The 20,610-nt window shown below is 75.8% G+C and carries 24 protein-coding genes; 10 read left to right on the top strand and 14 right to left on the bottom strand.

The genetic code is table 11. The features are described from left to right. Nucleotides 1-58: 58 nt before the first annotated feature. Nucleotides 59-1,405, top strand: a complete 1,347-nt coding sequence (locus CWOE_RS02010; protein WP_012931890.1) for a cytochrome P450 — start codon at nt 59-61, stop codon at nt 1,403-1,405. A 12-nt stretch (nt 1,406-1,417) separates the two neighbouring features. On the opposite strand, the gene CWOE_RS02005 is transcribed toward CWOE_RS02010, so the two are convergent. Further along, nucleotides 1,418-2,194, bottom strand: a complete 777-nt coding sequence (locus CWOE_RS02005; RefSeq protein WP_012931889.1) for a hypothetical protein — start codon at nt 2,192-2,194, stop codon at nt 1,418-1,420. Further along, nucleotides 2,194-2,709 (bottom strand): RNA polymerase sigma factor, encoded by a 516-nt coding sequence (locus tag CWOE_RS02000; RefSeq protein WP_012931888.1) that lies wholly within the window; start codon nt 2,707-2,709, stop codon nt 2,194-2,196. Before CWOE_RS02000 ends, CWOE_RS02005 begins: the two co-directional genes overlap by 1 nt. A 127-nt stretch (nt 2,710-2,836) precedes the next feature. On the opposite strand from CWOE_RS02000, the gene CWOE_RS01995 reads away from it, so the two are divergent. Then, nucleotides 2,837-3,397, top strand: a complete 561-nt coding sequence (locus CWOE_RS01995; RefSeq protein ID WP_012931887.1) for a COG4315 family predicted lipoprotein — start codon at nt 2,837-2,839, stop codon at nt 3,395-3,397. Here the strand turns inward: CWOE_RS01995 and CWOE_RS32415 are convergent. Further along, entirely contained in the window at nt 3,394-3,582 is a 189-nt protein-coding gene (locus CWOE_RS32415) for a hypothetical protein (RefSeq protein WP_148260859.1), read from the bottom strand. The two genes, CWOE_RS01995 and CWOE_RS32415, sit on opposite strands and share 4 nt — an antisense overlap. 28 nt (nt 3,583-3,610) lie before the next feature. Beyond that, nucleotides 3,611-4,495, bottom strand: coding sequence for a hypothetical protein (locus CWOE_RS01990; protein WP_012931885.1), 885 nt, complete (start codon nt 4,493-4,495; stop codon nt 3,611-3,613). Nucleotides 4,496-4,599: 104 nt separating this feature from the next. On the opposite strand from CWOE_RS01990, the gene CWOE_RS01985 reads away from it, so the two are divergent. Then, nucleotides 4,600-5,235: a dihydrofolate reductase family protein gene (locus CWOE_RS01985; protein WP_012931884.1), complete on the top strand. Its 636-nt coding sequence runs from the start codon at nt 4,600-4,602 to the stop codon at nt 5,233-5,235. Between the two features lie 8 nt (nt 5,236-5,243). Here CWOE_RS01985 and CWOE_RS30025 read toward each other — a convergent pair whose 3' ends face one another. The 4 genes from CWOE_RS30025 to CWOE_RS01965 all read right to left on the bottom strand — a co-directional run bounded on the left by CWOE_RS30025 (nt 5,244) and on the right by CWOE_RS01965 (nt 8,834). Next, the gene (locus tag CWOE_RS30025; protein ID WP_012931883.1) at nt 5,244-5,996 is read right to left on the bottom strand and encodes a GntR family transcriptional regulator; all 753 of its coding nucleotides are present in this window, start codon (nt 5,994-5,996) and stop codon (nt 5,244-5,246) included. A 20-nt stretch (nt 5,997-6,016) separates the two neighbouring features. After that, nucleotides 6,017-7,177 carry a M24 family metallopeptidase gene (locus CWOE_RS30020; RefSeq protein WP_012931882.1) on the bottom strand — a complete coding sequence of 387 codons (1,161 nt, stop codon included), beginning with the start codon at nt 7,175-7,177 and terminating at the stop codon, nt 6,017-6,019. Between the two features lie 146 nt (nt 7,178-7,323). After that, a complete protein-coding gene (locus tag CWOE_RS01970; protein WP_012931881.1) occupies nt 7,324-7,965 on the bottom strand; it encodes an NAD(P)-dependent oxidoreductase in 642 nt (213 codons plus the stop codon). A 5-nt stretch (nt 7,966-7,970) separates the two neighbouring features. Then, nucleotides 7,971-8,834 carry an EamA family transporter gene (locus CWOE_RS01965; protein ID WP_012931880.1) on the bottom strand — a complete coding sequence of 288 codons (864 nt, stop codon included), beginning with the start codon at nt 8,832-8,834 and terminating at the stop codon, nt 7,971-7,973. Between the two features lie 71 nt (nt 8,835-8,905). Between CWOE_RS01965 and CWOE_RS01960 the strand changes: the two genes are divergently transcribed. Further along, entirely contained in the window at nt 8,906-9,403 is a 498-nt protein-coding gene (locus tag CWOE_RS01960; RefSeq protein WP_012931879.1) for a MarR family winged helix-turn-helix transcriptional regulator, read from the top strand. 78 nt (nt 9,404-9,481) lie between these two features. Here the strand turns inward: CWOE_RS01960 and CWOE_RS01955 are convergent, their stop codons facing one another. Together CWOE_RS01955 and CWOE_RS01950 are read right to left on the bottom strand one after the other, a co-directional pair. Next, nucleotides 9,482-10,252, bottom strand: a complete 771-nt coding sequence (locus tag CWOE_RS01955) for a ribosomal RNA small subunit methyltransferase A (RefSeq protein ID WP_012931878.1) — start codon at nt 10,250-10,252, stop codon at nt 9,482-9,484. 231 nt (nt 10,253-10,483) lie between these two features. Then, a complete protein-coding gene (locus tag CWOE_RS01950) occupies nt 10,484-13,234 on the bottom strand; it encodes a helix-turn-helix transcriptional regulator (RefSeq protein WP_012931877.1) in 2,751 nt (916 codons plus the stop codon). A gap of 102 nt (nt 13,235-13,336) precedes the next feature. On the opposite strand from CWOE_RS01950, the gene CWOE_RS01945 reads away from it, so the two are divergent. Further along, complete coding sequence (locus CWOE_RS01945; RefSeq protein WP_012931876.1) at nt 13,337-13,702, top strand: VOC family protein; 366 nt, start codon at nt 13,337-13,339, stop codon at nt 13,700-13,702. Between the two features lie 32 nt (nt 13,703-13,734). On the opposite strand, the gene CWOE_RS01940 is transcribed toward CWOE_RS01945, so the two are convergent. Further along, entirely contained in the window at nt 13,735-14,280 is a 546-nt protein-coding gene (locus CWOE_RS01940; RefSeq protein WP_148260858.1) for a PadR family transcriptional regulator, read from the bottom strand. Between the two features lie 52 nt (nt 14,281-14,332). Here CWOE_RS01940 and CWOE_RS01935 point away from each other — a divergent pair, with 52 nt between their 5' ends. The 5 genes from CWOE_RS01935 (at nt 14,333) to CWOE_RS01915 (ending at nt 17,894) form a co-directional block, all read left to right on the top strand. Beyond that, nucleotides 14,333-14,665: an antibiotic biosynthesis monooxygenase family protein gene (locus CWOE_RS01935; protein WP_012931874.1), complete on the top strand. Its 333-nt coding sequence runs from the start codon at nt 14,333-14,335 to the stop codon at nt 14,663-14,665. A gap of 48 nt (nt 14,666-14,713) precedes the next feature. Then, a complete protein-coding gene (locus CWOE_RS01930; RefSeq protein ID WP_012931873.1) occupies nt 14,714-15,490 on the top strand; it encodes a MerR family transcriptional regulator in 777 nt (258 codons plus the stop codon). A gap of 87 nt (nt 15,491-15,577) precedes the next feature. Then, nucleotides 15,578-16,291, top strand: coding sequence for an SRPBCC family protein (locus CWOE_RS01925; RefSeq protein ID WP_012931872.1), 714 nt, complete (start codon nt 15,578-15,580; stop codon nt 16,289-16,291). After that, nucleotides 16,291-16,638, top strand: a complete 348-nt coding sequence (locus CWOE_RS01920; RefSeq protein ID WP_012931871.1) for a YciI family protein — start codon at nt 16,291-16,293, stop codon at nt 16,636-16,638. The genes CWOE_RS01925 and CWOE_RS01920 overlap by 1 nt, the downstream gene beginning before the upstream one ends. A 50-nt stretch (nt 16,639-16,688) precedes the next feature. Further along, nucleotides 16,689-17,894, top strand: coding sequence for an RNA polymerase sigma factor (locus CWOE_RS01915; protein ID WP_012931870.1), 1,206 nt, complete (start codon nt 16,689-16,691; stop codon nt 17,892-17,894). Here the strand turns inward: CWOE_RS01915 and dinB are convergent. The 3 genes from dinB to CWOE_RS30015 form a co-directional block, all read right to left on the bottom strand. Beyond that, nucleotides 17,887-18,963: a DNA polymerase IV gene (gene dinB / locus CWOE_RS01910; RefSeq protein ID WP_012931869.1), complete on the bottom strand. Its 1,077-nt coding sequence runs from the start codon at nt 18,961-18,963 to the stop codon at nt 17,887-17,889. The genes CWOE_RS01915 and dinB overlap by 8 nt on opposite strands. Before the next feature lie 73 nt (nt 18,964-19,036). Then, nucleotides 19,037-19,837 carry an alpha/beta fold hydrolase gene (locus CWOE_RS01905; RefSeq protein ID WP_012931868.1) on the bottom strand — a complete coding sequence of 267 codons (801 nt, stop codon included), beginning with the start codon at nt 19,835-19,837 and terminating at the stop codon, nt 19,037-19,039. A 10-nt stretch (nt 19,838-19,847) separates the two neighbouring features. Further along, on the bottom strand, nt 19,848-20,597 hold the full coding sequence (locus tag CWOE_RS30015; protein WP_012931867.1) for a phosphodiester glycosidase family protein: 750 nt from the start codon (nt 20,595-20,597) through the stop codon (nt 19,848-19,850). Nucleotides 20,598-20,610 lie beyond the last annotated feature (13 nt).

The following is a 20,610-nucleotide window of genomic DNA, read 5'->3' as shown; positions in this document are numbered from 1 at the left end:
ACTGGTCAGTACATATACTCGCTGGCACGGTTCGACTCTACCGCTGGAGGACGACGAGATGAAGGCGAAACTGCCACCGAGCTCGCGCATGCCGGCCGTGCTGCAGACGATCGGCTGGTGGGTCCGGCCGATCGCGTACACCGAACGGCTGCGCGCGCGTCTCGGCACGCCGTTCACGCTGCGTCTCGCCGGCCAGCCGCCGTTCGTCGTCCTCACCGATCCGGCCGACATCAGAACGCTCCTGACCGCCGACCCGACGGTCCTGCACCCCGGCGAGGGCGCGCGCCTGCTCGAGCCGATCGTCGGCCCCAACTCGGTGATCCTGCTCGACGAGGGCAGACACATGGAGCAGCGCAAGCTGATGCTGCCCGCCTTCCACGGCGACCGCATGCAGCGCCTCACCGGGCTGATGGAGGAGCTGACCGAGCGCGAGCTGGACAGCTGGCCGCTCGACACCCCGGTGGAGCTGCACCCGCGCCTCCAGATGCTGACGCTGGAGATCATCCTGCGCGCCGTCTTCGGCCTCGACGAGGGGCCGCGACTCGACCGGCTGCGCGAGCGCCTGCCGCAGATCCTGACGTTCGGCGACAGCCCGATATCGCTGATCCCGCAGGCGCAGAGACTGCTGTCGGGCCGTGGCCGCTTCGGCCGCTTCGAGCGCGACAGAGCGGACGTCGACCGCGAGCTGTTCGCGCTGATCGACGAGCGCCGGCAGGAGGGCTCCGAGCGCGATGACGTGCTCGCGATGCTGCTCTCCGCGACCCACGGCGACGGCTCCCCGATGTCCGACGAGGAGATCCGCGACGAGCTGGTGACGGCGCTCGTCGCTGGACACGAGACGACCGCCTCGTCGCTCGGGTTCGCGTTCGAACAGCTCGCGCGGTCGCCGGAGGTGCAGGAGCGCCTGGCGAGCGACGGCGACGACTACCTCGACGCGACGATCAACGAGGTGCTGCGGCGCCGGCCGGTGCTGACGATCCCGGAGCCGCGGCTGGTCGTGAGAGAGATCGAGATCGGCGGCCGCACCTACCAGCCGGGCGTCGTGCTGACCGCGGGCGCCTACCTCGTCCACCACGACCCGGCGATCTATCCCGATCCGTACGCGTTCCGGCCCGAGCGCTTCCTCGCCAGAAAGCCCGGCACCTACACGTGGCTGCCGTTCGGCGGCGGCCGTCGCCGCTGCCTCGGCGCAAGCTTCGCGCTGCTGGAGATGAGAATCGTGCTGCGCGCCGCGGCCGAGCGCTTCGTCGTCGAGGCGGCCGGGCCGAGACAGCGCTCCCGCCGCCGGATGATCACGATCACGCCCGGCGACGGCGCCCGCGTGCGGCTGACGCGCCGCGCGAGCGGGCCGATCGCCGCGACGGAGAGCGCGGCGGCCGCCGCGACCCAGCCGGCGGCCGCGTAGGGCGGCCGCGGCCTAGACCGCTTCGGAGCTTGCGAGCGTCAGCAGCGTCTCGGTGTCGACGCCGCGGCCCGAGACGACGCACGTGCGGTCGCCGCGGTACCACATGACGGCGGTCTCGCCGCCCGTGTCGTAGACCCACATGTGCACGCCGCGGCGCTGCTCGTAGCGGCCGCCGCCGACCGGCAGCCGCTTGCCGTCGGCGATCGCGTAGCCGACCCGCTGCCCGCGCGCGCCGTCGTAGAAGACCGTCTCCACCGAGCGGTCGCCGACGCTGTCGCTGCGGGCGCCGGTCGCCTTCCAGGCCTCGCCGGCCGGGCCGGGCGCGCGGCTCGAGCTCCACCAGTCCGGGAACGCGACGTCCTGCACCTGCGCGTCGAGCGTCCCGCCGGGCTGCACCGCGGGCGCCGGCTGCGTCGGCGCGCGCAGCGTCACCGCCGCGACGTCCGTCACAGTCGGCGCGGCGCCGGAGCCGGAGCCGCTCGGCAGCACCAGCACGAGCGCGACGACGAGCGCGAGCGCCGCCGCCAGCGCGCCGCCGGCGGCGAGGCGGGTGCGGGGGCGCAGACGGCCGAGCGCGCCGAAGCGGTCGCGCAGCGCGTGCGCGCGCCCCGCATCGTCGCCGCCTGCGGACCCCGCGCCATGCGCCGCCTCAGCGCCGGCGGCAGCGGCCTCGACGGCGCGCCGCAGCCGTGGCGGAGCGGGCGTGTCGAGCGCCCGGATCGCGCGCGTGACCTTCGCGACCTGCTGTTGTTCGAGTGCATCGTCCTTGCGCGTCACCGGGTCCTCCATCACCTCAGACTCCGGGAGCTGCCCGATCGTTCCCCGGCGAGGTCGCGCGTCACGCGCTCTCGCGCGCGGTGCAGCCGGCTCGTGATCGTCGCCTCGCGCGTCCTGAGCGCCTTCGCGGCCTCACGGTAGGAGAGCCCGGCGACGTCGACGGCGACGAGCGCGAGGCGGAAGTCCTCGGGCAGCCGCGCGATCGCGTCGAACAGCTCGTGCGCCTCCAGCGCCGCCTCAGGCCGTGTCTCCGCGCGCGGGTCGCCGGCGACGACGTCGTCAAGCTGGGCGACCTCCTGGGGACGGCGCGACGCGGTCCGGCGCGTCGTCAGGAAGGTGTTGCGCAGGGCACTGAGCAGGTAGGCCAGCTCCTCCTCGCCGTGCAGCCGGCGCGGTCTCGCGAGCACCCGCGCGACCGTCTCCTGGACGAGGTCCTCGGCGTCCTCTCGCGATCCGCACAGCGCCCACGCCGACCGGTAGAGCCGGTCGAGGTGGCGCACCACCGCCTGCGGTTCGAGACGCCGCATCTACTGACTGTAACCCCCCTCACGGCCGCTGCCGGGCGCGGGGAAGGATCCAGGCGGGCGGGCGTCTTCATGGGAGGACGGCTCCTCTCACCGCTCCGCTCCTCTCTCCCAACGCAGGAGGCTCCAGATGCGACTCCGTTCGCTCGCGGTCGCCGGCTTCGCCGTGATCGCACTCGTCGCCGCGGGCTGCGGCAGCAGCTCCTCGGGCGGCGGCAGCTCAGGCTCGACGTCGTCGGCCGGCTCGATGACGACCGCCGCGTCCACGAGCGCCGCGACCGTCAAGACCGCGAGCACGCCGCTCGGCACGATCCTCGTCGACGCGCAGGGCAGGACGCTCTATCAGTGGAAGGGCGACACGTCGGCGAGCAGCGCCTGCACGGGCACGTGCGCGACCGAGTGGCCGCCGCTGACGACGCACGGCAGACCGGTCGCGGGCTCCGGCGTGCAGACCGCGATGCTGGGAACCTCCAAGCGCGCCGACGGCACGCTGCAGGTGACCTACGCCGGCCACCCGCTGTACCGGTTCCTCGACGACAGCGCGGCGGGCGACACCAACGGCCAGGGCAGCAACGGCTTCGGCGCGCTCTGGTGGGTGACTGCGCCCGACGGCGCCGCGATCACCAAGACCGCCGGCAGCGGCGGTGGCAGCGCCGACAGCAGCGGCGGCGGCTCATACGGCGGGTACTAGGCCGCCCGCGCGGCCGCTGCCTCGATCCGCTCGGCGCTCCAGGCGCCGAGCGGGGCGAGCGCCCGCAGCAGCGCACACAGGATGAGCGTCTTCCACTTGCCGCTGACGATCTCCAGCGCGGCTTGGACGTCACAGGTGAGGGAGTCCTCCTGCACCACTCCCGAGCCGGTCCCTGTTGGATTCAAGATCGCACCTGGAGGTGCGTGGCCGCGTTCAGTCCTCGGCCTGCTCGCGGCGCTCGCGCGCGTCGGCGAGCCGCCGCTCGGCGGCGTCGAGCTGCTCGCGGCGCGCGGCCAGCGCGGCCTCGGCCTGCTCCAGCTCGCCCCGCGCCGCGGCGACGGCCTGCTCGGCCGCCGCCTCCTTCTCGCGCGCGACCCGCAGCCGCTCGCGCCGCTCAGCCGCCTCCCGCTCAGCCGCCTGCCGCTCGGCCGCCTCGCGCTCCGCCTCCGCCGCGGCCTCGCGCTCGACGCGCTCGCGCCCCAGCCGCTCCTCCTCAGCGGCCCGCTCCTGCTCCGCCGCGGCCGCCCCCGCTCTCACCGCGCCCGCGCTCGCCGCGCCCGCTTTCGCCGCGCGATCGGCGCGCGGCGACGGCGGCGGTGCGGACGCCGGCAGCTCGGCCGCCATCCCGCCGAAGCCGCCGAATCCGCTCGCGACCTGCTCCCTCACGAGACGGCCGTCGACGACCTCGGCGAGCACGGCGGGGTCGACGGTCGCGGCGCGCAGCGTCGCGCGGACCTTGTCGGCGGTCGCGCCGTCGGTCGCCGGGGCGGCGGCGGCGAGCGCGTCGGCCGCCGCACGGGCGCGCAGCTCCGCGGCACGCAGCTCAGCCGCCTCGCCGCCCGCGAGCACGCCCTCCTGCGCGGCCTGCAGCGCGCTCGCGGCGTCGGCCAGCTCGCCCGCGGCAGCCGCGTCGGCGCGAACCGCGGCGTTGACCGCCCATGCGGCGCGGGTCGGCTTGCGCAGCGCTCTGACGCGCGCGGCGCCCGCTCTGTCGCCCGCCGCTCTCAGCGCCGCGACGAGCGCGGCGCGCTCGGCGACGAAGCGGTCGGGCTCCAGCGCGTAGAGCGCGTCGGCGGGGTCCTCGGCGGGTGTCGGCATCGTGGGCTGACCGGTCGTTTCGGTGAGATGTCGAGAACGCGCGGGCGGCTTCGACCGTCGACGAAAGGGTGCCGCACGCGCGCCCCGGATGCCAGGAGCAGACGATGACAGCAGTGACGGCCTCCATGATGATGACGCTCGACGGGTTCGTCGCCGGTCCGAACGTGCGCGTCCCGGACAACCCTGGCGGCGACGGCGGCGAGCGGCTGCACGAGTGGATCGCCGGCCTCGCGAGCTGGCGCGAGCGTCAGGGGCTGGAGGGCGGCGAGCGCAACGCCGACGACGACCTCGTGCGCGCGTGGTTCGACGCGACCGGCGCGGTGGTGATGGGCCGGCTGATGTTCGACACCGGCGAGCAGCACTGGGGCGAGGACCCGCCGTTCCGCGCACCGGTCTTCGTGCTGACCAACCGGTCACGGCCGCATGTCGTCAAGCAGGGCGGCACGTCGTACACGTTCGTCACGGACGGGATCGAGAGCGCGCTCGCACAAGCGCGGGCGGCGGCGGGCGAGCGCAACGTCGACGTCGCCGGCGGCGCTGACACCGTCCAGCAGTTCATCCGCGCGGGCCTGCTCGACGAGCTGCACCTGCACGTCCTGCCGGTCCTGTTCGGCGAGGGCGTGCGGCTGCTCGACCGGCTCGGCCCCGGGCTGGTCGAGCTGGAGCCCGTCCACGTGATCGAGGGCGACGGCGCGACGCATCTGAAGTACGCCTTCCCGCGGCGCGGCGCGACGCCGTAGGGAGCGCGTCAGTCGCGCGCGCCGCCGAGCCGGCGGCGCACCGCGACCGGCCGCGCCGGCTCGTGGCGCGTCAGGTACGCGGGGCGTCTGCGACGCGGCGCGCCGTCGATCAGCAGCTCGACGTCGGTGAAGAACTCGTCGAGGTGGCGGTCGACGGCGGAGAGGCTCTGCTCGACGTCGCCGCCCTCGATCGCCTCGACCAGCTCGACGTGCGCGCGTGTGAACGACGCCGCGGTGTGGTTCGCGGTGCCGTCGGACATCTGCGGGTACATCAGGATCGCCAGCCGCGGATAGAGCATCCGCATCGTGACCGCGAGCGTCGTGTGGTGCGACGCCTCGCAGATCGCGATGTGGAACGCGAGGTCGAGCTCGAGCACGTCGTGGAACCTGTCGTCGGCGAACGCCGGCCCCATCTGCTCGGCGAGGTCGCGCAGGCCGGCGACCTCCTCCGCGGTCGCGCGCAGCGTCGCGCCCGCGACGGCGAAGTACTCGACCTGCCGGCGCAGCGCGAGGATCTCGTCGATCTCGTCGCGGTCGACGATCGCCACGCGCGCGCCCGCGTACGGCCGGATCTCGACCAGGCCCTCGTGCTCCAGCGTGCGGATCGCGTCGCGCACGGGTCCGCGGCTCGTGCCGAGCCGCTGCGCGATGTCGCGCTCGAGGATCCGCGCGCCGGGCGGCAGCTCCCCGCCCGCGATCATCCGTCTCAGCTCGACGACGACGCGGTCGCCGAGGAAGGAGCGCTGGGTCGGGCTCGCCATCGCCCGATCCTATCCCTGCGTCACGCGCCGGAACGGGGCGGGTCGTCGAGCGCCAGCTCGTGCCCGGAGAGCACCTCGGCCCCGTCCTCGCCGACGACGGCGACGACCTCCAGCCGGGCACCGACGCCACGCCGGTAGCAGCCCGGCTCGATCGCGACGACCATCCCTGCCTCCAGCACCCGCGTCGCGCCCGGGACGAGGCGCGGCTCCTCGTGGTAGGCGAAACCGACGCCGTGGCCGGTGTGGTGGGCGTACTCCGCCCCATGCCGCGCGGCCGCGGCCCGCGCCGCGGCGTCGACGTCGCCCGCGAGCGCGCCGGCGCGCGTCGCCTCCAGCGCCGCGTGCAGCGCCTCCTCGCAGACGGCGTGCGCGTCGCGCAGCGCGTCGGTCGGCTCGCCGACCGCCCACGTCGCGCACGAGTCGGCCCAGAAGCCGTGCAGCCGCGGCGCGAGGTCGACGAGGACGGGGTCCGGGTCGCTCAGCCGCCGGGCGCGCGGCGCGCCCGAGACGGTCTCGGTGCGGCGGCCGCTCAGCACGTCGGCGAGCAGCGGCACACGACCGCCCGCCTCGCGCTCGATCGCGGTGCGCGCCGCGATCCACACGTCCAGCTCGTCGTGGCCGTCCCACGACGCCTGCCGGGCCGCGTGCTGGCCGGCGTCGGCGAGCCGCACCGCGGCGGCGACGCCGGCCTGCTCGGCCGGCGTCTTGACCGCCCGCAGCGCGCCGAGCCCGACCGCCGGCACGACCCGTTCGAGGCGGTGCTGGAGCGCGGTGTCGAGCGCGACGTGGTCGACGATCGTGCGGCGGCCGAGCACCCGCAGCTCGGCGAGCGCGGCGACGACCGCCAGCTCATGGCGGCCGACGGGGTCCAGCTCGACGCCCGCCGCGGGTGGGAGATGACGCACGTGCGGCGCCCATTCGCGCTCGTCCTCGGCGCAGATCAGCAAGGGCGCGTCGGTCGCGGTGGCGACGACGACCGGCGGATGGAGGAACGGCGAGGGACCCGTCTCGACGTCGCCGTGATGGCCGGTCAGCAGCTTGACCGTGCCGGGGTCGGCGGAGACGAGCACCTCCGCTCCGGACCGCTCCAGCAGTGCGACGAGTCGCGGGTCGGAGCCGGCGGGAGCTGCGGTCGCGACGTCCGTGGCCGTCGCGCGGATGGGGGCCTCGGTGGCGTGCATGAGCGCGGATGGTAGACCAACGGAAATGGATGGTCAACCATCCATGCCGTCCTCAGCCCAGCGCCCAGCGCCCAGCGCCCAGCGCCCAGCGCCCAGCGCCCAGCGCCCAGCGCCCAGCGCCCAGCGCCCAGCGGCGCGGCGCGGCCTCAGTAGCCGACCGTGAACCGCGCGCGACGGTGCCGCGGCCGCTCCGCCTCGTCGAGCAGCGCGACCGCAAGGTCCTCCGGCGAGATCGCGGAGCGGCCGTCGGCGTCGACGATCAGCTCGTCGACGCCGATGCGGTAGCGGCCGGTGCGCTCGCCGGGCTCCAGCAGCGCGGGCGGGCTGAGGTAGGTCCAGTCGACGCCGGCCGCCGCGCGCACGATCGCGAGCTGCCGGTCGCACGCGTGCGCGATCGCGCGCCAGGCGACCGGCACGAAGGCCGGGTCGTCGATCACGGCCGTGCCGTCCGTGCCCGGCACGGTCAGGCTGCCGGCGCCGCCGACGACGAGCAGCCGCGCACCCGTGCGGGCGACGCCGGCGGCGAGCGCCGTCGCGGTCGCGACGTGCTCGATCTCGCTGCCGCGCGCCGGGCGCGTCGCGCCGACGACGAGGTCGCGACCGCCGCTCAACCGCACGACGTCCTCGACGACGGAGGCGTCGCCGGCGGCGGCTTCCGCGCCGGCGGGGAGCGCGGAGAAGCGGGCGGGGTCGCGCACGACCGCGGTCACCTCGTGGCCGCGCGACAGCGCCTCCTCCACGACGCGGCCGCCGACGTTCCCGGCGGCCCCGAAGACGGTGATGCGCATGCGGGTCAGCTCCTCCTCGATCGGTTCTGTGTCTGCGCCGCGACGAGCGAGGCGAGCACGATCAGCGCGCCGAGCGCCTGCAGCGGGGTCAGCTGCTGGTCGAGCTCGAGCCAGCCGAGCGCGGTCGCGACGAGCGGGCTCAGCAGGACGAGGAACGAGACGCTCGTCGGCGACAGCTCGCGGATTCCGCGGAACCAGAGCGCGTACGCGAGCGCCGCGCCGACGAGCGACAGGTAGGCGTAGCCGGCGACGTTCTCCGCGCTCAGCGACGACGGCGGCGCGCCCTCGACGACGAGCGCGAGCGGGAGCAGCAGCAGGCCGCCCGCTGTCAGCTGCCAGCCGGTCGACGCGAGCAGTGGCGCGGGCGACGGCCAGCGCTTGCTCAAGACGACCCCGAGCGCCATCACCACGGCGCTGCCGACCGCGGCCGCGACGCCGACCGCATCGAGCTGCGCGTCGGCGCGCAGCACGAGCAGGCTGACGCCGGCCATGCCGGCGACGGCGGCCGCCGCGGTGCGCGCGGTCAGCCGCTCGCCGAGGAGGCCGACCGCGAGCAGGCCGACGAGCAGCGGCTGCGCGGCGCCGATCGTCGCGGCGACGCCGCCGGGGAGGCGGTAGGCACCGACGAACAGCAGCGCGAAGAACGCGCCGATGTTGAGCGCGCCGAGCAGCGTCGCTCTCCACCACCACTCGCCCTGCGGCAGCCGGCGCGTGAGCGCGACGAGCAGCAGGCCGGCCGGCAGCGCGCGCACGACGGCGGCGAGCAGCGGCCGGTCCGGCGGCAGGAACTCGGTCGTGACGAGGTACGTCGACCCCCACACGGCCGGCGCCAGCGCGGTCACCAGGACGCTCTTGAGGCGATTGCTCATCGCTAAACAACCTACCAGGTCTCTTAGCGCTAAAGCATCTCCCTCGACCGAGCCTCGGCTACCCTGCCCCCGTGGCGGATCACGTCGATCTCGTGCTCGAGCAGTGGGCGGCGCAGCGCCCCGACCTCGACGCCTCGCCGATGGCCGTGATCGGGCGCCTGTCGCGCGCCTCGCGACTGGTCAGCGCCGAGCTGCGTCGCACGTTCGCCGCGCACGACCTCGACCCCGCGTCGTTCGACGTGCTCGCGACGCTGCGGCGTGCCGGCCCGCACGACGGCCTCACCCCGACCGCGCTGTGCAGAGCCTCGATGGTGACCTCCGGCGCGATCACGCAGCGGCTCGACCGGCTGGAGGCGCGCGGCCTCGTCACGCGGACCCCGAGCGAGTCCGACGGGCGCGGCGTCGTCGTCGCGCTCAGCGACGCCGGCCGCGCGCTGATCGACGACGTCCTCCCCCATCACCTCGAAACCGAGCAGCGCGTGCTCGCCGCGCTCAGCGGCGAGGAGCGCGACGCCCTCGCAGGGACGCTGCGGAAGCTGCTCGAATCGCTCGGCGACACGCTCGACTGAGCGGCCGCGCCGCGGCAGCCGTCCTGGGTTCGTGTCGCTCTACGACACCAATCCAGGACGACGGCGGCCGGCGCTCGCCTACGCGACGCGCGTCAGCCGCGCCCACACCTCCGGCGCGACGTCGCCGAGCGTCGCGCGCGGCTCGAGCGCCGCGGCGTCGAGCATCCGCGCGGCGCGGCGCCGTCCGACGGCGCGCTGGAGCCGCGCGGCGACCGTCTGCCCCGAGGCGGCGAAGACCTTGTCGACGAGCTGCGCGTGGGCGGCGAACGCCGCCGGGCTCAGCAGCGCGGGCTGCCGCGCCCGCACCGTCAGCACCGCCGCGTCGACGCGTGGCACCGGCCGGAACGCGCGCGCCGGGATCCGCGCGCCGACGGCCAGCTCGAACCACGGCGCCCACGTCGCGCCGAAGCGGCCGCCGCCGGCAAGCCGCCGGGCGGCCTCCAGCTGGAGCACGACCGCCGCGCCCGCGAGGCCGTGACCGTCGGCGAGCAGGCGGCGGACGAGGCCGGTGCCGGCGTTGAACGGCAGGTTCGCGACGACCTTGAACGGCGCGGACGGGAACGCGACGGCGCGCGCGTCGCCCTCGACGACCTCGACGTTGCGCCACTCGCGCGCGGCGCGCGTCCGCAGCTCGTGCGCCCACGCCGGATCGCGCTCGACCGCCAGCACGCGCGCGGCGCGCGGCGCCAGCTGCGCCGTCACCGCGCCGCGGCCGGCGCCGAGGTCGACGACGACATCGCGCGCGGCGTCGAGCGGGACGGCATCGAGCAGCGTGCGCAGCGCGCGCTCGTCGACGATGAAGTTCTGGGCGAGCGCGCTGCGGCGCGCGTCGCGGGCGGTGCGGGACATGCAGGGCCCTCCGAGTTCGAGATGCCGCGACGGGGCTTCGACGCACGCAGCGGTGCGGAGCCGGACGTGAGGTCGCGGAGTCGGACTAGAGGAAGTAGTAAAAAGCGCCCATGGCCCTGCGAGCCTAGCGAAGCGGCGAGCGCTTCGACAGGAACGCGCCGTAGTCGATCCGCTCGAAGCCGCCGGAGCACGGCACGCGGGCGCTGGCCGCCGGGCCGCTACGCCGGGCCGCTACGCCGGGTCGCGCCAGCGCAGCGCCAGCTCGGTGCGCGAGCGGACGCCGAGCTTGCGGTACGCCTGACGCAGGTGATGCTCGACCGTGCGCGGGGAGAGGAACAGCGCCGTCGCCGCCTCGCGGTTGGTCGCGCCGCCGGCGACCAGCTCGCAGACGGCCTGCTCGCGGGCGGTCAGCTCGGCGGCGCCCACTCCGGCGGGCGGCGCGCCGGCCGCCGGCGCGTCGGCGGGCCCGCCCGCGCCGGGCATCCCGGTCGCGGCCAGCTCGCCGGCCGCGCGCGCCGCCCACGGCGCGGTGCCGAGCGCGGCGAAGGTCGCGTGCGCGGCGCGCAGCAGCTCACGCGCGTCGGCGCGGCGGCGGGCGCGGCGCAGCCGCTCGCCGAAGCACAGCTGCGTGCGGGCCAGCTCGAACGGCGAGTCGATCCGCGCGTGCGCGGCGAGCGCGGCGGCGAGGTGCTCGTCGATCCGCGTGTCGGCGTCGAGCAGGCCGCGGCTGCGCGCCGTCGCGGCCGCCGCCCACGCGCCGCCCGTCAGCTGCGCGCCGTCCGCCAGCTCCTCGGCGACCGCGCGCGCGTCGTCCTCGCGGCCGGCCCGCACGTACGCGTCGACGAGGTCGCCGCCGGTGTAGAGGAACGACGGGTCGCGCGAGCCGAACCGCGCGGTGTGCGCCCGCGCGCGCTCCAGGTGCCGGATCGCGGCGTCGCTCTCGCCGAGCCCGAGCGCGAGCATCCCGAGCGCCTGCTCGGCGGTCGCCTGCGTCGCCGTCAGCCCCAGGCCGGCGCTCAGCTCCAGCACGCGCGCGGCGTGCGCGCGACACGCCTCCGCCTCGCCCCGGTGCGCCTCGACGAACGCCGCGCTCGTCAGCGCCAGCGCGCGCACGAAGCCGTCCCCGGCGTCGTCGGAGAGCACGACCGCCTCGGCCGCGCAGCCGGCCGCCGCGTCCAGCTCCGCGCGGCGGATGTGGAGCGATCCGAGCACCGCGACGGGCAGCGCGAGCGCGCTGACGGCGCCCTTCGCGCGCGCGGTCGCGATCAGCCGCCGCAGCACCCGCTCGGCCGCGTCGTACTGCTCCATCCAGATCATGCAGAGGGCGGCGATCGACAGCAGCTCGTGACCCGGTCCGACCGCGTCGGCCTCGCGCAGCGCGTCGGCGTGCTCGCTCAGCAGCGCGCGCGCCTGCGCGTGGTCGCCGAGCCCGGCGAGCGCTTCCGCCCGCAGAACCGCCGGCGCGTACGCGACCCACGGCGGCGCGAGCGCCTGCGCCCGCGCCGCCAGCTCCGCCAGCTCGGAGACCGGTCCCGAGGAGACGAGCGCGACCGACGCCTGCGTCAGCAGCAGCGCCGCGCGCGTCGGATCGCGCTCGGCGACCCGCTCGGCCGCGTCCTCCAGCAGCGCGTACGCCTCGCGCGGGCGGCCGACCTGGAGGATCGCGGCGCCGCGGACGAACTCCGCGTCGGCGCGCACGAGCGGATCCTCCAGCGACGGCAGCAGCGCGTCGATCAGCGCCCGCGCCCGCGCCGGCTGGCCCGCGACCGTCGCGGTGCCGGCCGCCGCGATCGTGCGCGCCGCCGCCCGCTCGGACGCCGGGCTGAGCTGCGCGGCCCGCTCCAGCAGATCGATCGCGGTCGCCGTCGCGCCGCGCTCGCGCGCCTCGTGGCCGAGCGTCTCCAGCTCGGCGGCGAGCTGCTCGTCGGGCGCCGTCGCGGCGGCGGCGAGGTGCCGCGCACGCTCCTGCGGCGAGCCGGCGGCGGCGAGCGCCCTGTGCGCCGCGCGGCGGCGGGCGGGCGTGGCGGCGTGGTAGACGGCGGCGCGCACGAGCGGATGCGCGAACCGCACCCGCCCGGCCTCGACGTGGACGAGCCCGGCGTCCTCTGCGGAGTCGAGCAGCCCGTCAGGTGCCGCCGGCGACACGCTCCCGCTCGCCGCCGCCAGCAGCAGCGCCTCGCGCGCCGGCGCGGGCAGCGCGGCGACGCGGGCGGCGTAGGCACGCGTCAGCCGCTCGCCGGTCGGGAGCGGGTCGGGCAGCGCGACGGCGCCATCGCGCTGCGCGGCGGTCAGCTCCGACGGCGCCTCAACGAGCGCGAGCGGGTTGCCGCCGACGGCGTCGACGACCGCCTCGGCGACCGGCGAGGCGAGGCCGCCGGCGCGCGCGAGCGCGAGCGCGTCGGCGCGCGCGAGGTCCTCCAGCGGCAGCCGCTCGACCTCCGGCCACGGCGTGTACGGCGCGCCGCGCAGCGAGCGGACCGCGACGAGCGCGAGCGGCAGGCGACCGGCACGGCGGGCGAGGAAGGCGATCGCCTCCTGCGAGGAGGCGTCGAGCCACTGGACGTCGTCGACGAGCAGCAGCAGCGGCTGCTCGCCCGCGGCGGTCGCGAGCAGCGCGACGACGGCGTGCAGGACGAGCACCCGCTCGGCGCCGCCGGGCGCGTCGAGCGCGAGCGCCGCCCGCAGCGCGGCGCGCTGCGCCTGCGGAAGCGCGTCGGCGTGGGCGAGCAGCGGCGCCAGCAGCTCGGCGAGCCCGGCGAACGGCAGGTCGACCTCGGTCTCGACGCCGGTCGTCGCGAGCACGTGCACGCCGGGCGCGTCGAGCGCGCGCAGCAGCGTGCTCTTGCCGACCCCGGGCGCGCCCTCGACGACGAGCGCGCCGCCGCGCCCCTCGCGCGCCTGCGCGACGAGCGCGCGGACGCGCGCCAGCTCGGTCGCGCGCCCGACCAGCCGACCTGCGTCCGTGCCGCCGGATCCCACCATGCTCCGCAGGGTACGCGGCCGCGCCCGGTTGCGGTCACACGTTGGCCGCAACCGCTGTCAGGATGGCGACCCCAACCGCAGCACTCGACAAAGGAGACCGTCGTGAACGCGATCGTCAAGCTCGACTACGTCGGCGTCCCGTCGCAGGACACGGAGCGCGCCCGCACCTTCTACGGCGAGACGCTCGGCCTGCGCCAGGACGCCAACACGCCCAGCGAGTTCTGGATCGGTGAGACGTGCCTGTCGATCTGGGAGCCGGCGAGCTTCGGCATCCCGTTCTCGCCGCAGAAGAACGGCCACCTCGCGCTGCACGTGGACGACGTCCCGGCCGCGCGCTCGGAGCTGGAGGCGAAGGGCGTCGAGTTCATCGGCGAGACGATGGACTCCGGCGTCTGCCACATGGCGTTCTTCAACGACCCCGACGGCAACGACCTGATGCTGCACAACCGCTACGCGCCCGCCGGCTGACGGCCGGGCGGCCGGTGGCGGGCCGGGCCGCCTCAGGCGGCCCCGGCGCGCGACTCGCGCGCGAGCATCTCGTCGACGAAGCGGAGGCCGGCCTCCGCGCTGATCCAGCGCCAGCGGAGCACGTCGGCGAGCGGATCGCCGGCGCGGACCGGCGCGCCCTCCAGCTCGCCGATCCGCTCGGCGAGCAGCTCGCGCTGCGCGCGCAGCAGCGGCACGAGCGGTCTGCGCCGCCGGCGCAGGAACGCCATCTTCAGCAGCAGCTCGGAGCGCAGGTCGCGCGGTCGCGCGGCCGGCGTTCTGAGCCATCGCGACACCATCCGTCTCGCTCTCGCGTTCGCGCGCAGCTCCGTCCGTCTGGGCGCGCGGTCACCGGGCTTGAACGCGTTGACCTCGACCAGCTCCAGCCGCTGCATCACGCTCAGCGCGCGGTAGGTGAGCGGCTGCCCGAGCGACCAGATCTGTCCGATCTCCCCGTCAGGCGCCATCGCCGCCGCGATCGCGTAGCCGTGCATCGGCCGCTCGCACAGCAGCGCGAGCACGGCCCACTCGCCGATCGACAGCTCCTTCTTCGTCCGCACCGGCTGGAGCATACGGCCGCGCGAACGGCGGCCCCGCGCTAGGCTGGCCCACATGCCGACGATCGTCGAGAACTCCACGTACGCGACGTTCGTCAACGTCTTCACGTGCACGCCTGCCGACCAGGACGAGGTCGTGCGGATCAACGCCGAGATCATCGACCGCGTCGCCGTCGGCCGGCCCGGCTTCATCTCCGCCAGCATCCACCGCAGCACCGACGGCACGCGCGTCTTCAATTACCTCCAGTGGGAGACGCCCGAGCACCTCGCGCACATGCAGCGGTCGCCGGAGTTCAGCCAGGTCGCCCGGCAGCTCGCCGGGCTGATCCAGTTCGAGCCGCACCAGTGCGAGGTCGTGCACGTCGGCGAAACCGCAGCGCCGTCGTAGCGATCTTCCAGATCCGCCCTTGACTCTCACGTAACGTGAGGCCGCATGATGCCTCGCGTGAACGAGTACACGGTCGGTGAGGTCGCCCGCCTGTCGCACGTGTCGGTGCGAACGCTGCACCACTACGACGACATCGGGCTGCTGACGCCGGACGGGCGCAGCGAGGCCGGCTACCGCCTGTACTCCGACGCGGACCTGCGGCGACTGCGGCAGATCCTGTTCTACCGAGAGCTGGAGTTCAGGCTCGACGAGATCGCCGCGATCCTCGCCGACCCGGACGCCGGCTCGCACGACCACCTGCGCCGGCAGCACCGGCTGCTGCGCGAGCGTCACGCCCGCACCGCGGCGCTGCTCGGCGCGATCGAGCAAGAGATGGAGGCACAGAACATGGGCATCTCCCTGACCCCCGAGGAGCAGTTCGAGATCTTCGGGACCGACAGATTCGCCGAGTACAGCGACGAGGCCGGACAGCGCTGGGGCGACAGCGACGCCTGGAAGGAGTCGCAGCGGCGCACGGCGGCGTACACGAAGGACGACTGGATCGCGATCAAGGCGGAGGCGGACGCGAACATCGCGCGGTTCGCCGACGCGCTGCGGATCGGCGAGCCGGCGACCGGGCCGGTCGCGATGGAGCTGGCGGAGGCGTACCGCCTCCACTTGTCGCGCTGGTTCTACGACTGCAGCCACGAGATGCACCGCGGGATCGCCGAGCTGTTCGTCTCCGACCCGCGCTACGGCACGACGTGGGACGAGGTCGCGCCCGGCTTCACGCAGTACGTCCACGACGCGATCGTCGCGAACGCGGATCGCGCGAAGGCGTCCTGACACGACGCTGTCGATTTGCTCGCCTCCCGTTTGTCGTAGGTGTAGAAGGAGCCTGAGCGGCTCGACACGACGGGAACGGAGCAAGCGATGTACAGAGAGTTCGTGGTGCGCTGGGAGGACGTCGTCCCCGGCGACCCGCAGCAGGTGTGGGACGCGGTCACCCGGCGCGCGGCCGGCTGGATCTGGGAGATCGAGTTCGAGCCGCGCGTCGGCGGCGCCGAGCGCGGGCTGTCGCCTGCGGGCGGCACCGTCACGGCGTGGGATCCGCCGCGCCGCTTCGCGACGCGCGCGGAGGCGCCGGACGGCTGGCGCAACGAGCTGGACTACACGCTCGAGCCGCACGCCGGCGGGACGCGCGTGCGCTACGTGCACACAAGCGTCGCCGGCGACGACTACGACGTCGTGCTCGACGGCTGCGTGCAGCACACCGACTTCTACCGCCACTCGCTGAGCGAGTACGTGGCCCACTTCGCCGGACGCGACGGCGCCTACGTCGGCGTCGATACGACCGAGCCGGTCGCCGCGCTGCGCACGCGCCTCGGGCTGCCCGGCGACGCGGCCGTCGGCGACCGCGTGCGGCTGACGCCGGCCGGGGTCGAGCCGGTCGAGGGCGTCGTCGACTACCTCACGCCCTACTTCCTCGGCGTGCGCACCGGCGACGCGTTCTTCCGCGTCTACGGCCGCGACGCGTGGGACGCGCCGAGCACCGTCGCGCTGCACCTGTTCGGCGCCGGCGCCGACCCGCGACGCGTCGAGCAGGCGTGGCGCGGATGGCTCAGCGCGGCCGAGGCGGTGGCCTGATGCCCCAGTACGCGATCCTGATCTACGAGCGCGTGCCGCCGGAGCAGCTGCCGCCGGAGGTGATGGAGGCGCACGGCGCGCTGCCCGACCGGATCGCCGCGGCGGGCGGGCGGGAGATCGCCGGCCTGGCGCTCCAGCCGGGCGCGACCGCCACCGCGATCCGCGGCGACCTGCTCACCGACGGCCCGTTCATCGAGACGAAGGAGGAGCTGGCCGGCGTCTTCGTGATCGAGGCGCGCGACCTCGACCACGCGCTCGCGCTGGCGAAGATGACGCCGATCGTCGAGGGCGGCGTCGAGGTGCGTCCGCTGCTCGGCTTCGCGATCGCGGCGGAGGAGGACGGCTGAGCGCCGCCGAACAGGCGGTCGCCGACGCGCACCGGCGCGAGTGGGCCTGGGTGCTCGCCGCGACGGTGCGCGTCACGCGCGACCTCGACGCCGCCGAGGAGGCGGTGCAGGACGCCTACGTCGCCGCGCTCGAGGCGTGGACGCGCGACGGCGTGCCCGCGCGGCCGGGCGCCTGGCTGACGACCGCCGCCCGCCGCAACGCGCTCAACGCGATCGCGCGCCGGCGCACGCTCCAGGGCAAGCTGCCGCTGCTGCTGGAGCCGGACGACGCCGCGCCGCACGACACGACCGCCGACGGCGGCAGCGACGACGACGCCGGCGCGATCCCCGACGACCGGCTGCGGCTCGTCTTCACCTGCTGCCATCCGGCGCTGTCGCAGGAGGCGCAGATCGCGCTGACGCTGCGGCTCGTCTGCGGCGTCGCGACGGCCGACGTCGCACAGGCGTTCCTCGTCGCCGAGGCGACGATGGCGGCGCGGATCACGCGCGCGAAGAAGAAGATCGCCGCCGCCTCGATCCCCTACGCGGTGCCGTCGGCAGCGGAGCTGCCGGCGCGCGTCGACGCGGTCCTGACCGTCATCCACCTGCTCTACGCCGCCGGCCACGCCGCGCACTCCGGGGAGCAGCTGGTGCGCGACGAGCTGACCGGCCGCGCGCTCGACCTCGCGCGGATGCTGCGGCTGCTGCTGCCCGAGGACCGCGAGGTCGCCGGGCTGCTGGCGCTGCTGCTCGTCCACCACGCGCGCCGCGCGACGCGCACCGACGCCGACGGCCGCCTGCTGCGACTGGAGCAGCAGGACCGGTCCGCGTGGGAGCGCGCGCCGATCGCCGAGGCCGACCGTCTGATCGTCGCCTCGCTGCGTGGCGGTCCGCCCGGCCGCTTCACGTTGCAGGCGGCGATCGCCTCGCTGCACGCCCACGCGAGCAGCTACGCCGAGACCGACTGGCCGCAGATCCTGACGCTGTACGACGAGCTGCTGCGGATCTGGCCCTCGCCGGTCGTCGCGCTCAACCGCGCCGTCGCGCTGTCGATGGTCGACGGGCCGGCGGCCGCGCTCGCCGAGGTCGAGGCGATCGAGCGCGACGGCCGGCTCGCCGGCTACCGCTACCTGCCGGCGACGAAGGCGGAGCTGCTGCACCGCCTCGGGCGTGACGCGGAGGCGGTCGGCGCGTACAGAGCAGCGCTCGCGATCAGCGACAACGCGGTCGAGCAGGAGTTCCTCGCCGAGCGGATCCGCTCGGCGCCGGTCACGTGAGGACCAGCGGCAGCGCGAGCTGCTCGCCGCCGCCGGGCGCGTCGAGGTTGTCGACCGAGACGCCGAGGCAGGTCAGCCCGTCACGCGCGATCCGCGGCGCCGCGGCGTCCAGCAGCGCACGCGCGGCAGCCTCGACCGCGGCCGGCGAGGCGGTCGCGCGCGCGAGCGTGCGGGCGCGCGCGAGGCGCGTGAAGTCGTCGAAGCGGAGGTGCAGGCGGACGGTCCGGCCGGCACGCCCGTCGGCCTGCAGCCGCCGCGTCACGCGCTCGACGACGTCCGCGAGCAGCGCGTCGATCCGCTCCGGCGTCGCCGTCCCGCGCGCGAGCGCCCGCTGCGCGCCGAACGAGCGCCGCGGCCCCGGCGGGCGCACCGGCCGCAGGTCGCGGCCGTGGACGGCGGCGTGGATCGCCCGCGCCCCGGCCTTGCCGAGCACCGCCGCCAGCTCGTGCTCGGGCAGCTCGGCGACCGCGCCGACGGTCGCGAGCCCGCGCGCGCGGAGCTTGTCCGCCGTCGCCGGGCCGACGCCCCACAGCCGCTCGACCGCCAGCGGCGCGAGGAACGCCGTCTCCCGCTCCGGTTCGAGCACGAGCAGCCCGTCGGGCTTCGCCGCGCGGCTCGCCATCTTCGCCAGCACCTTGCTGCGCGCGACGCCGACCGTGAGCGGCAGCCCGAGCTGCGCGCGCGCGTCGCGCCGCAGCCTGATCGCGATCGACTCCGGCGTGCGCGCCGGCGAGGCGAGCGCCGAGACGTCGAGGAACGCCTCCTCGACCGAGACCGCCTCGACCTGCGGCGCCGCCGCCTCGAACAGCGCCAGCACCTCCCTGCTCGCGGCGACGTAGGCGTCCATCCGCGGCGCGACCCAGACCGCGCCGGGGCAGAGCCGGCGCGCCCGCACCTCGCCCATCCCGCCGCGCACGCCGCGGGCGCGCGCCTCATAGCTGGCGGCCATCACGACCCCGCCGCCGACGATCACCTCCCGCCCCCGCAGCGCGGGGTCGTCACGCTGCTCGACCGACGCGAAGAACGCGTCGACGTCGGCGTGGAGGATCGGCGTCGCGACGGTGGACACGAACGTATGTTCGCATGCCGCGCAAGCGGCCGCATACCGCGCAAGCGGCCGCCGCCCCGCGCCCGCCGCCCGCTCAGCGCGCCGTGAACCCGAGGATCAGCTCGGCCGTCTCGAGCGGGACGTCGAGCTGGGGGCAGTGGCCGACGCCGTCCAGCTCGACCCAGTCGGCGTGCGGGAGCCAGTCGTCGCGGAAGCGGGCGGCGGTCGACGGCCACGCCAGGATCTTGTCGGCCGTGCCCCAGACGATCCGGACCGGGCAGTCGATCCGCTCCGCGTCGAGGTCGTAGCCCTCGCGCGCGGCGTAGTCGGCCAGCGGCCGGACCGCGCAGCCGGCGACGCCGCGCATCTGGTGGACGATCAGGTCGGCGGGGATGTGCTCCCAGTTGGTCGTGATGAACTGCGTCGCCAGCCGCCGGCCCTGCGGCGTGGCGACGATCGACGCCGCGTGCGGCAGCGCCGCTCTGACCTGCTCCTGCATCGTCTCGAAGTGGGCGAGCGTCGCGCGGAACGAGTCGTCGCCGCGCGCCCAGCCGCCGGCCGGCGCGAGCGCGACGACCGACTCGGCGCGGCCGCGCGCGGCGAGCTGCAACGCGACCCAGCCGCCGAGCGAGTTGCCCGCGATGTGCGCGGTCGCGAAGCCGGCCGCGTCCATCGCGCGCTCGACGCCGTCCGCCAGCAGCTCGGCCGTGACCGCGCCGTTCATCAGCGGCGGTCCGCCCGCATGGCCGATGAGCGTCGGCGCGAGCACGTCGTGCTCGCGCTCCAGCGCGTCGAGCACCAGCTCCCACGTTCGCCACGTGTCGGTGAAGCCGTGCAGGCAGACGAGCGGCGGCCCGGAGCCGCCGCGGTGCGATGGGGTGAAGCCAGCGCTCACGCGCGGGAGCCTACGGCGCGCGCTCGAACAGCAGCGCGGTCATCACCGGCCGCGACTCCGGCGCCGGCTGATCGCGGTCGGCGTACGGCCGGTTCAGCAGGTGGCCGCGATGGACGAGCGTCGCGGACCCGCCGCCGTCGAGGTTGATCGCCTCGCGCGCGCCGAAGGAGACCATCAGCCGCGCCAGCTCGGCGAGGTCGAGGCCCGCGTCGACGCCGGAGCGGCGACCGTCGCAGCAGACGGCGAGCAGCTCGTCCTCGCTGACGCCGAGCGCGCAGCGCGGGTGGCGCTCGGCGGTGATGTCGGAGTCGAACTGCGACGCGCCCGCCGAGAAGCCCTCGCGATCCTCCCCGTCGACGATCGCGGCCGTCCCGTCGCGCACGAGCAGCGGGCCGGCCTGGACGAGGTCGCCTCCCCCCACATCGGCCAGCTCCTCGCGCGGCGCGATCCGGATCTCGCCGTCGACGTGGACGCACGCGCGCCGTCCCGCCCACGGCGCGGCGACCGGCTCGTGGACGACGGGGACGCCGCCGACGCGGACCTCGCCGAGCGGCAGGTGCGGGTCGCGCACGAAGAAGCCCGCGACGATCGCCTCCGGGCGGTCGTTCTCGACGCACCAGCGGTCAAGGCGCGTCGGGGCGGCGAAGCACGCGACGCTGAGCCGGGTCGTCGCGCGCGGGTGACGGACGAGGTAGACGGTCGTCTCGTCCCCGGCGCGCGTGCGCACGCGCAGCAGCTCGTAGGTCGGCTCGCCCGCCATCGCGCGGGCAGTC

It is taken from the genome of Conexibacter woesei DSM 14684 (assembly GCF_000025265.1).
In the GTDB taxonomy this organism is placed as follows: domain Bacteria; phylum Actinomycetota; class Thermoleophilia; order Solirubrobacterales; family Solirubrobacteraceae; genus Conexibacter; species Conexibacter woesei.
Note: the sequence above shows the minus strand (reverse complement) of the source record. Positions and strands in the feature narration are given on the sequence as shown.

Bases quoted from the DNA above. Each gene is read 5' to 3' on its own strand.
- CWOE_RS01965 (WP_012931880.1), bottom strand. From the start codon at position 8,834: ATGAGCAATCGCCTCAAGAGCGTCCTGGTGACCGCGCTGGCGCCGGCC.
- CWOE_RS01955 (WP_012931878.1), bottom strand. From the start codon at position 10,252: ATGTCCCGCACCGCCCGCGACGCGCGCCGCAGCGCGCTCGCCCAGAAC.
- CWOE_RS01990 (WP_012931885.1), bottom strand. From the start codon at position 4,495: ATGCCGACACCCGCCGAGGACCCCGCCGACGCGCTCTACGCGCTGGAG.
- CWOE_RS01985 (WP_012931884.1), top strand. From the start codon at position 4,600: ATGACAGCAGTGACGGCCTCCATGATGATGACGCTCGACGGGTTCGTC.
- CWOE_RS30025 (WP_012931883.1), bottom strand. From the start codon at position 5,996: ATGGCGAGCCCGACCCAGCGCTCCTTCCTCGGCGACCGCGTCGTCGTC.
- CWOE_RS02005 (WP_012931889.1), bottom strand. From the start codon at position 2,194: ATGGAGGACCCGGTGACGCGCAAGGACGATGCACTCGAACAACAGCAG.
- CWOE_RS30020 (WP_012931882.1), bottom strand. From the start codon at position 7,177: ATGCACGCCACCGAGGCCCCCATCCGCGCGACGGCCACGGACGTCGCG.
- CWOE_RS30015 (WP_012931867.1), bottom strand. From the start codon at position 20,597: ATGGCGGGCGAGCCGACCTACGAGCTGCTGCGCGTGCGCACGCGCGCC.
- CWOE_RS02000 (WP_012931888.1), bottom strand. From the start codon at position 2,709: ATGCGGCGTCTCGAACCGCAGGCGGTGGTGCGCCACCTCGACCGGCTC.
- CWOE_RS01930 (WP_012931873.1), top strand. From the start codon at position 14,714: ATGCCTCGCGTGAACGAGTACACGGTCGGTGAGGTCGCCCGCCTGTCG.
- CWOE_RS01925 (WP_012931872.1), top strand. From the start codon at position 15,578: ATGTACAGAGAGTTCGTGGTGCGCTGGGAGGACGTCGTCCCCGGCGAC.
- CWOE_RS01950 (WP_012931877.1), bottom strand. From the start codon at position 13,234: ATGGTGGGATCCGGCGGCACGGACGCAGGTCGGCTGGTCGGGCGCGCG.
- CWOE_RS01995 (WP_012931887.1), top strand. From the start codon at position 2,837: ATGCGACTCCGTTCGCTCGCGGTCGCCGGCTTCGCCGTGATCGCACTC.
- CWOE_RS01935 (WP_012931874.1), top strand. From the start codon at position 14,333: ATGCCGACGATCGTCGAGAACTCCACGTACGCGACGTTCGTCAACGTC.
- CWOE_RS02010 (WP_012931890.1), top strand. From the start codon at position 59: ATGAAGGCGAAACTGCCACCGAGCTCGCGCATGCCGGCCGTGCTGCAG.
- CWOE_RS01970 (WP_012931881.1), bottom strand. From the start codon at position 7,965: ATGCGCATCACCGTCTTCGGGGCCGCCGGGAACGTCGGCGGCCGCGTC.
- CWOE_RS01920 (WP_012931871.1), top strand. From the start codon at position 16,291: ATGCCCCAGTACGCGATCCTGATCTACGAGCGCGTGCCGCCGGAGCAG.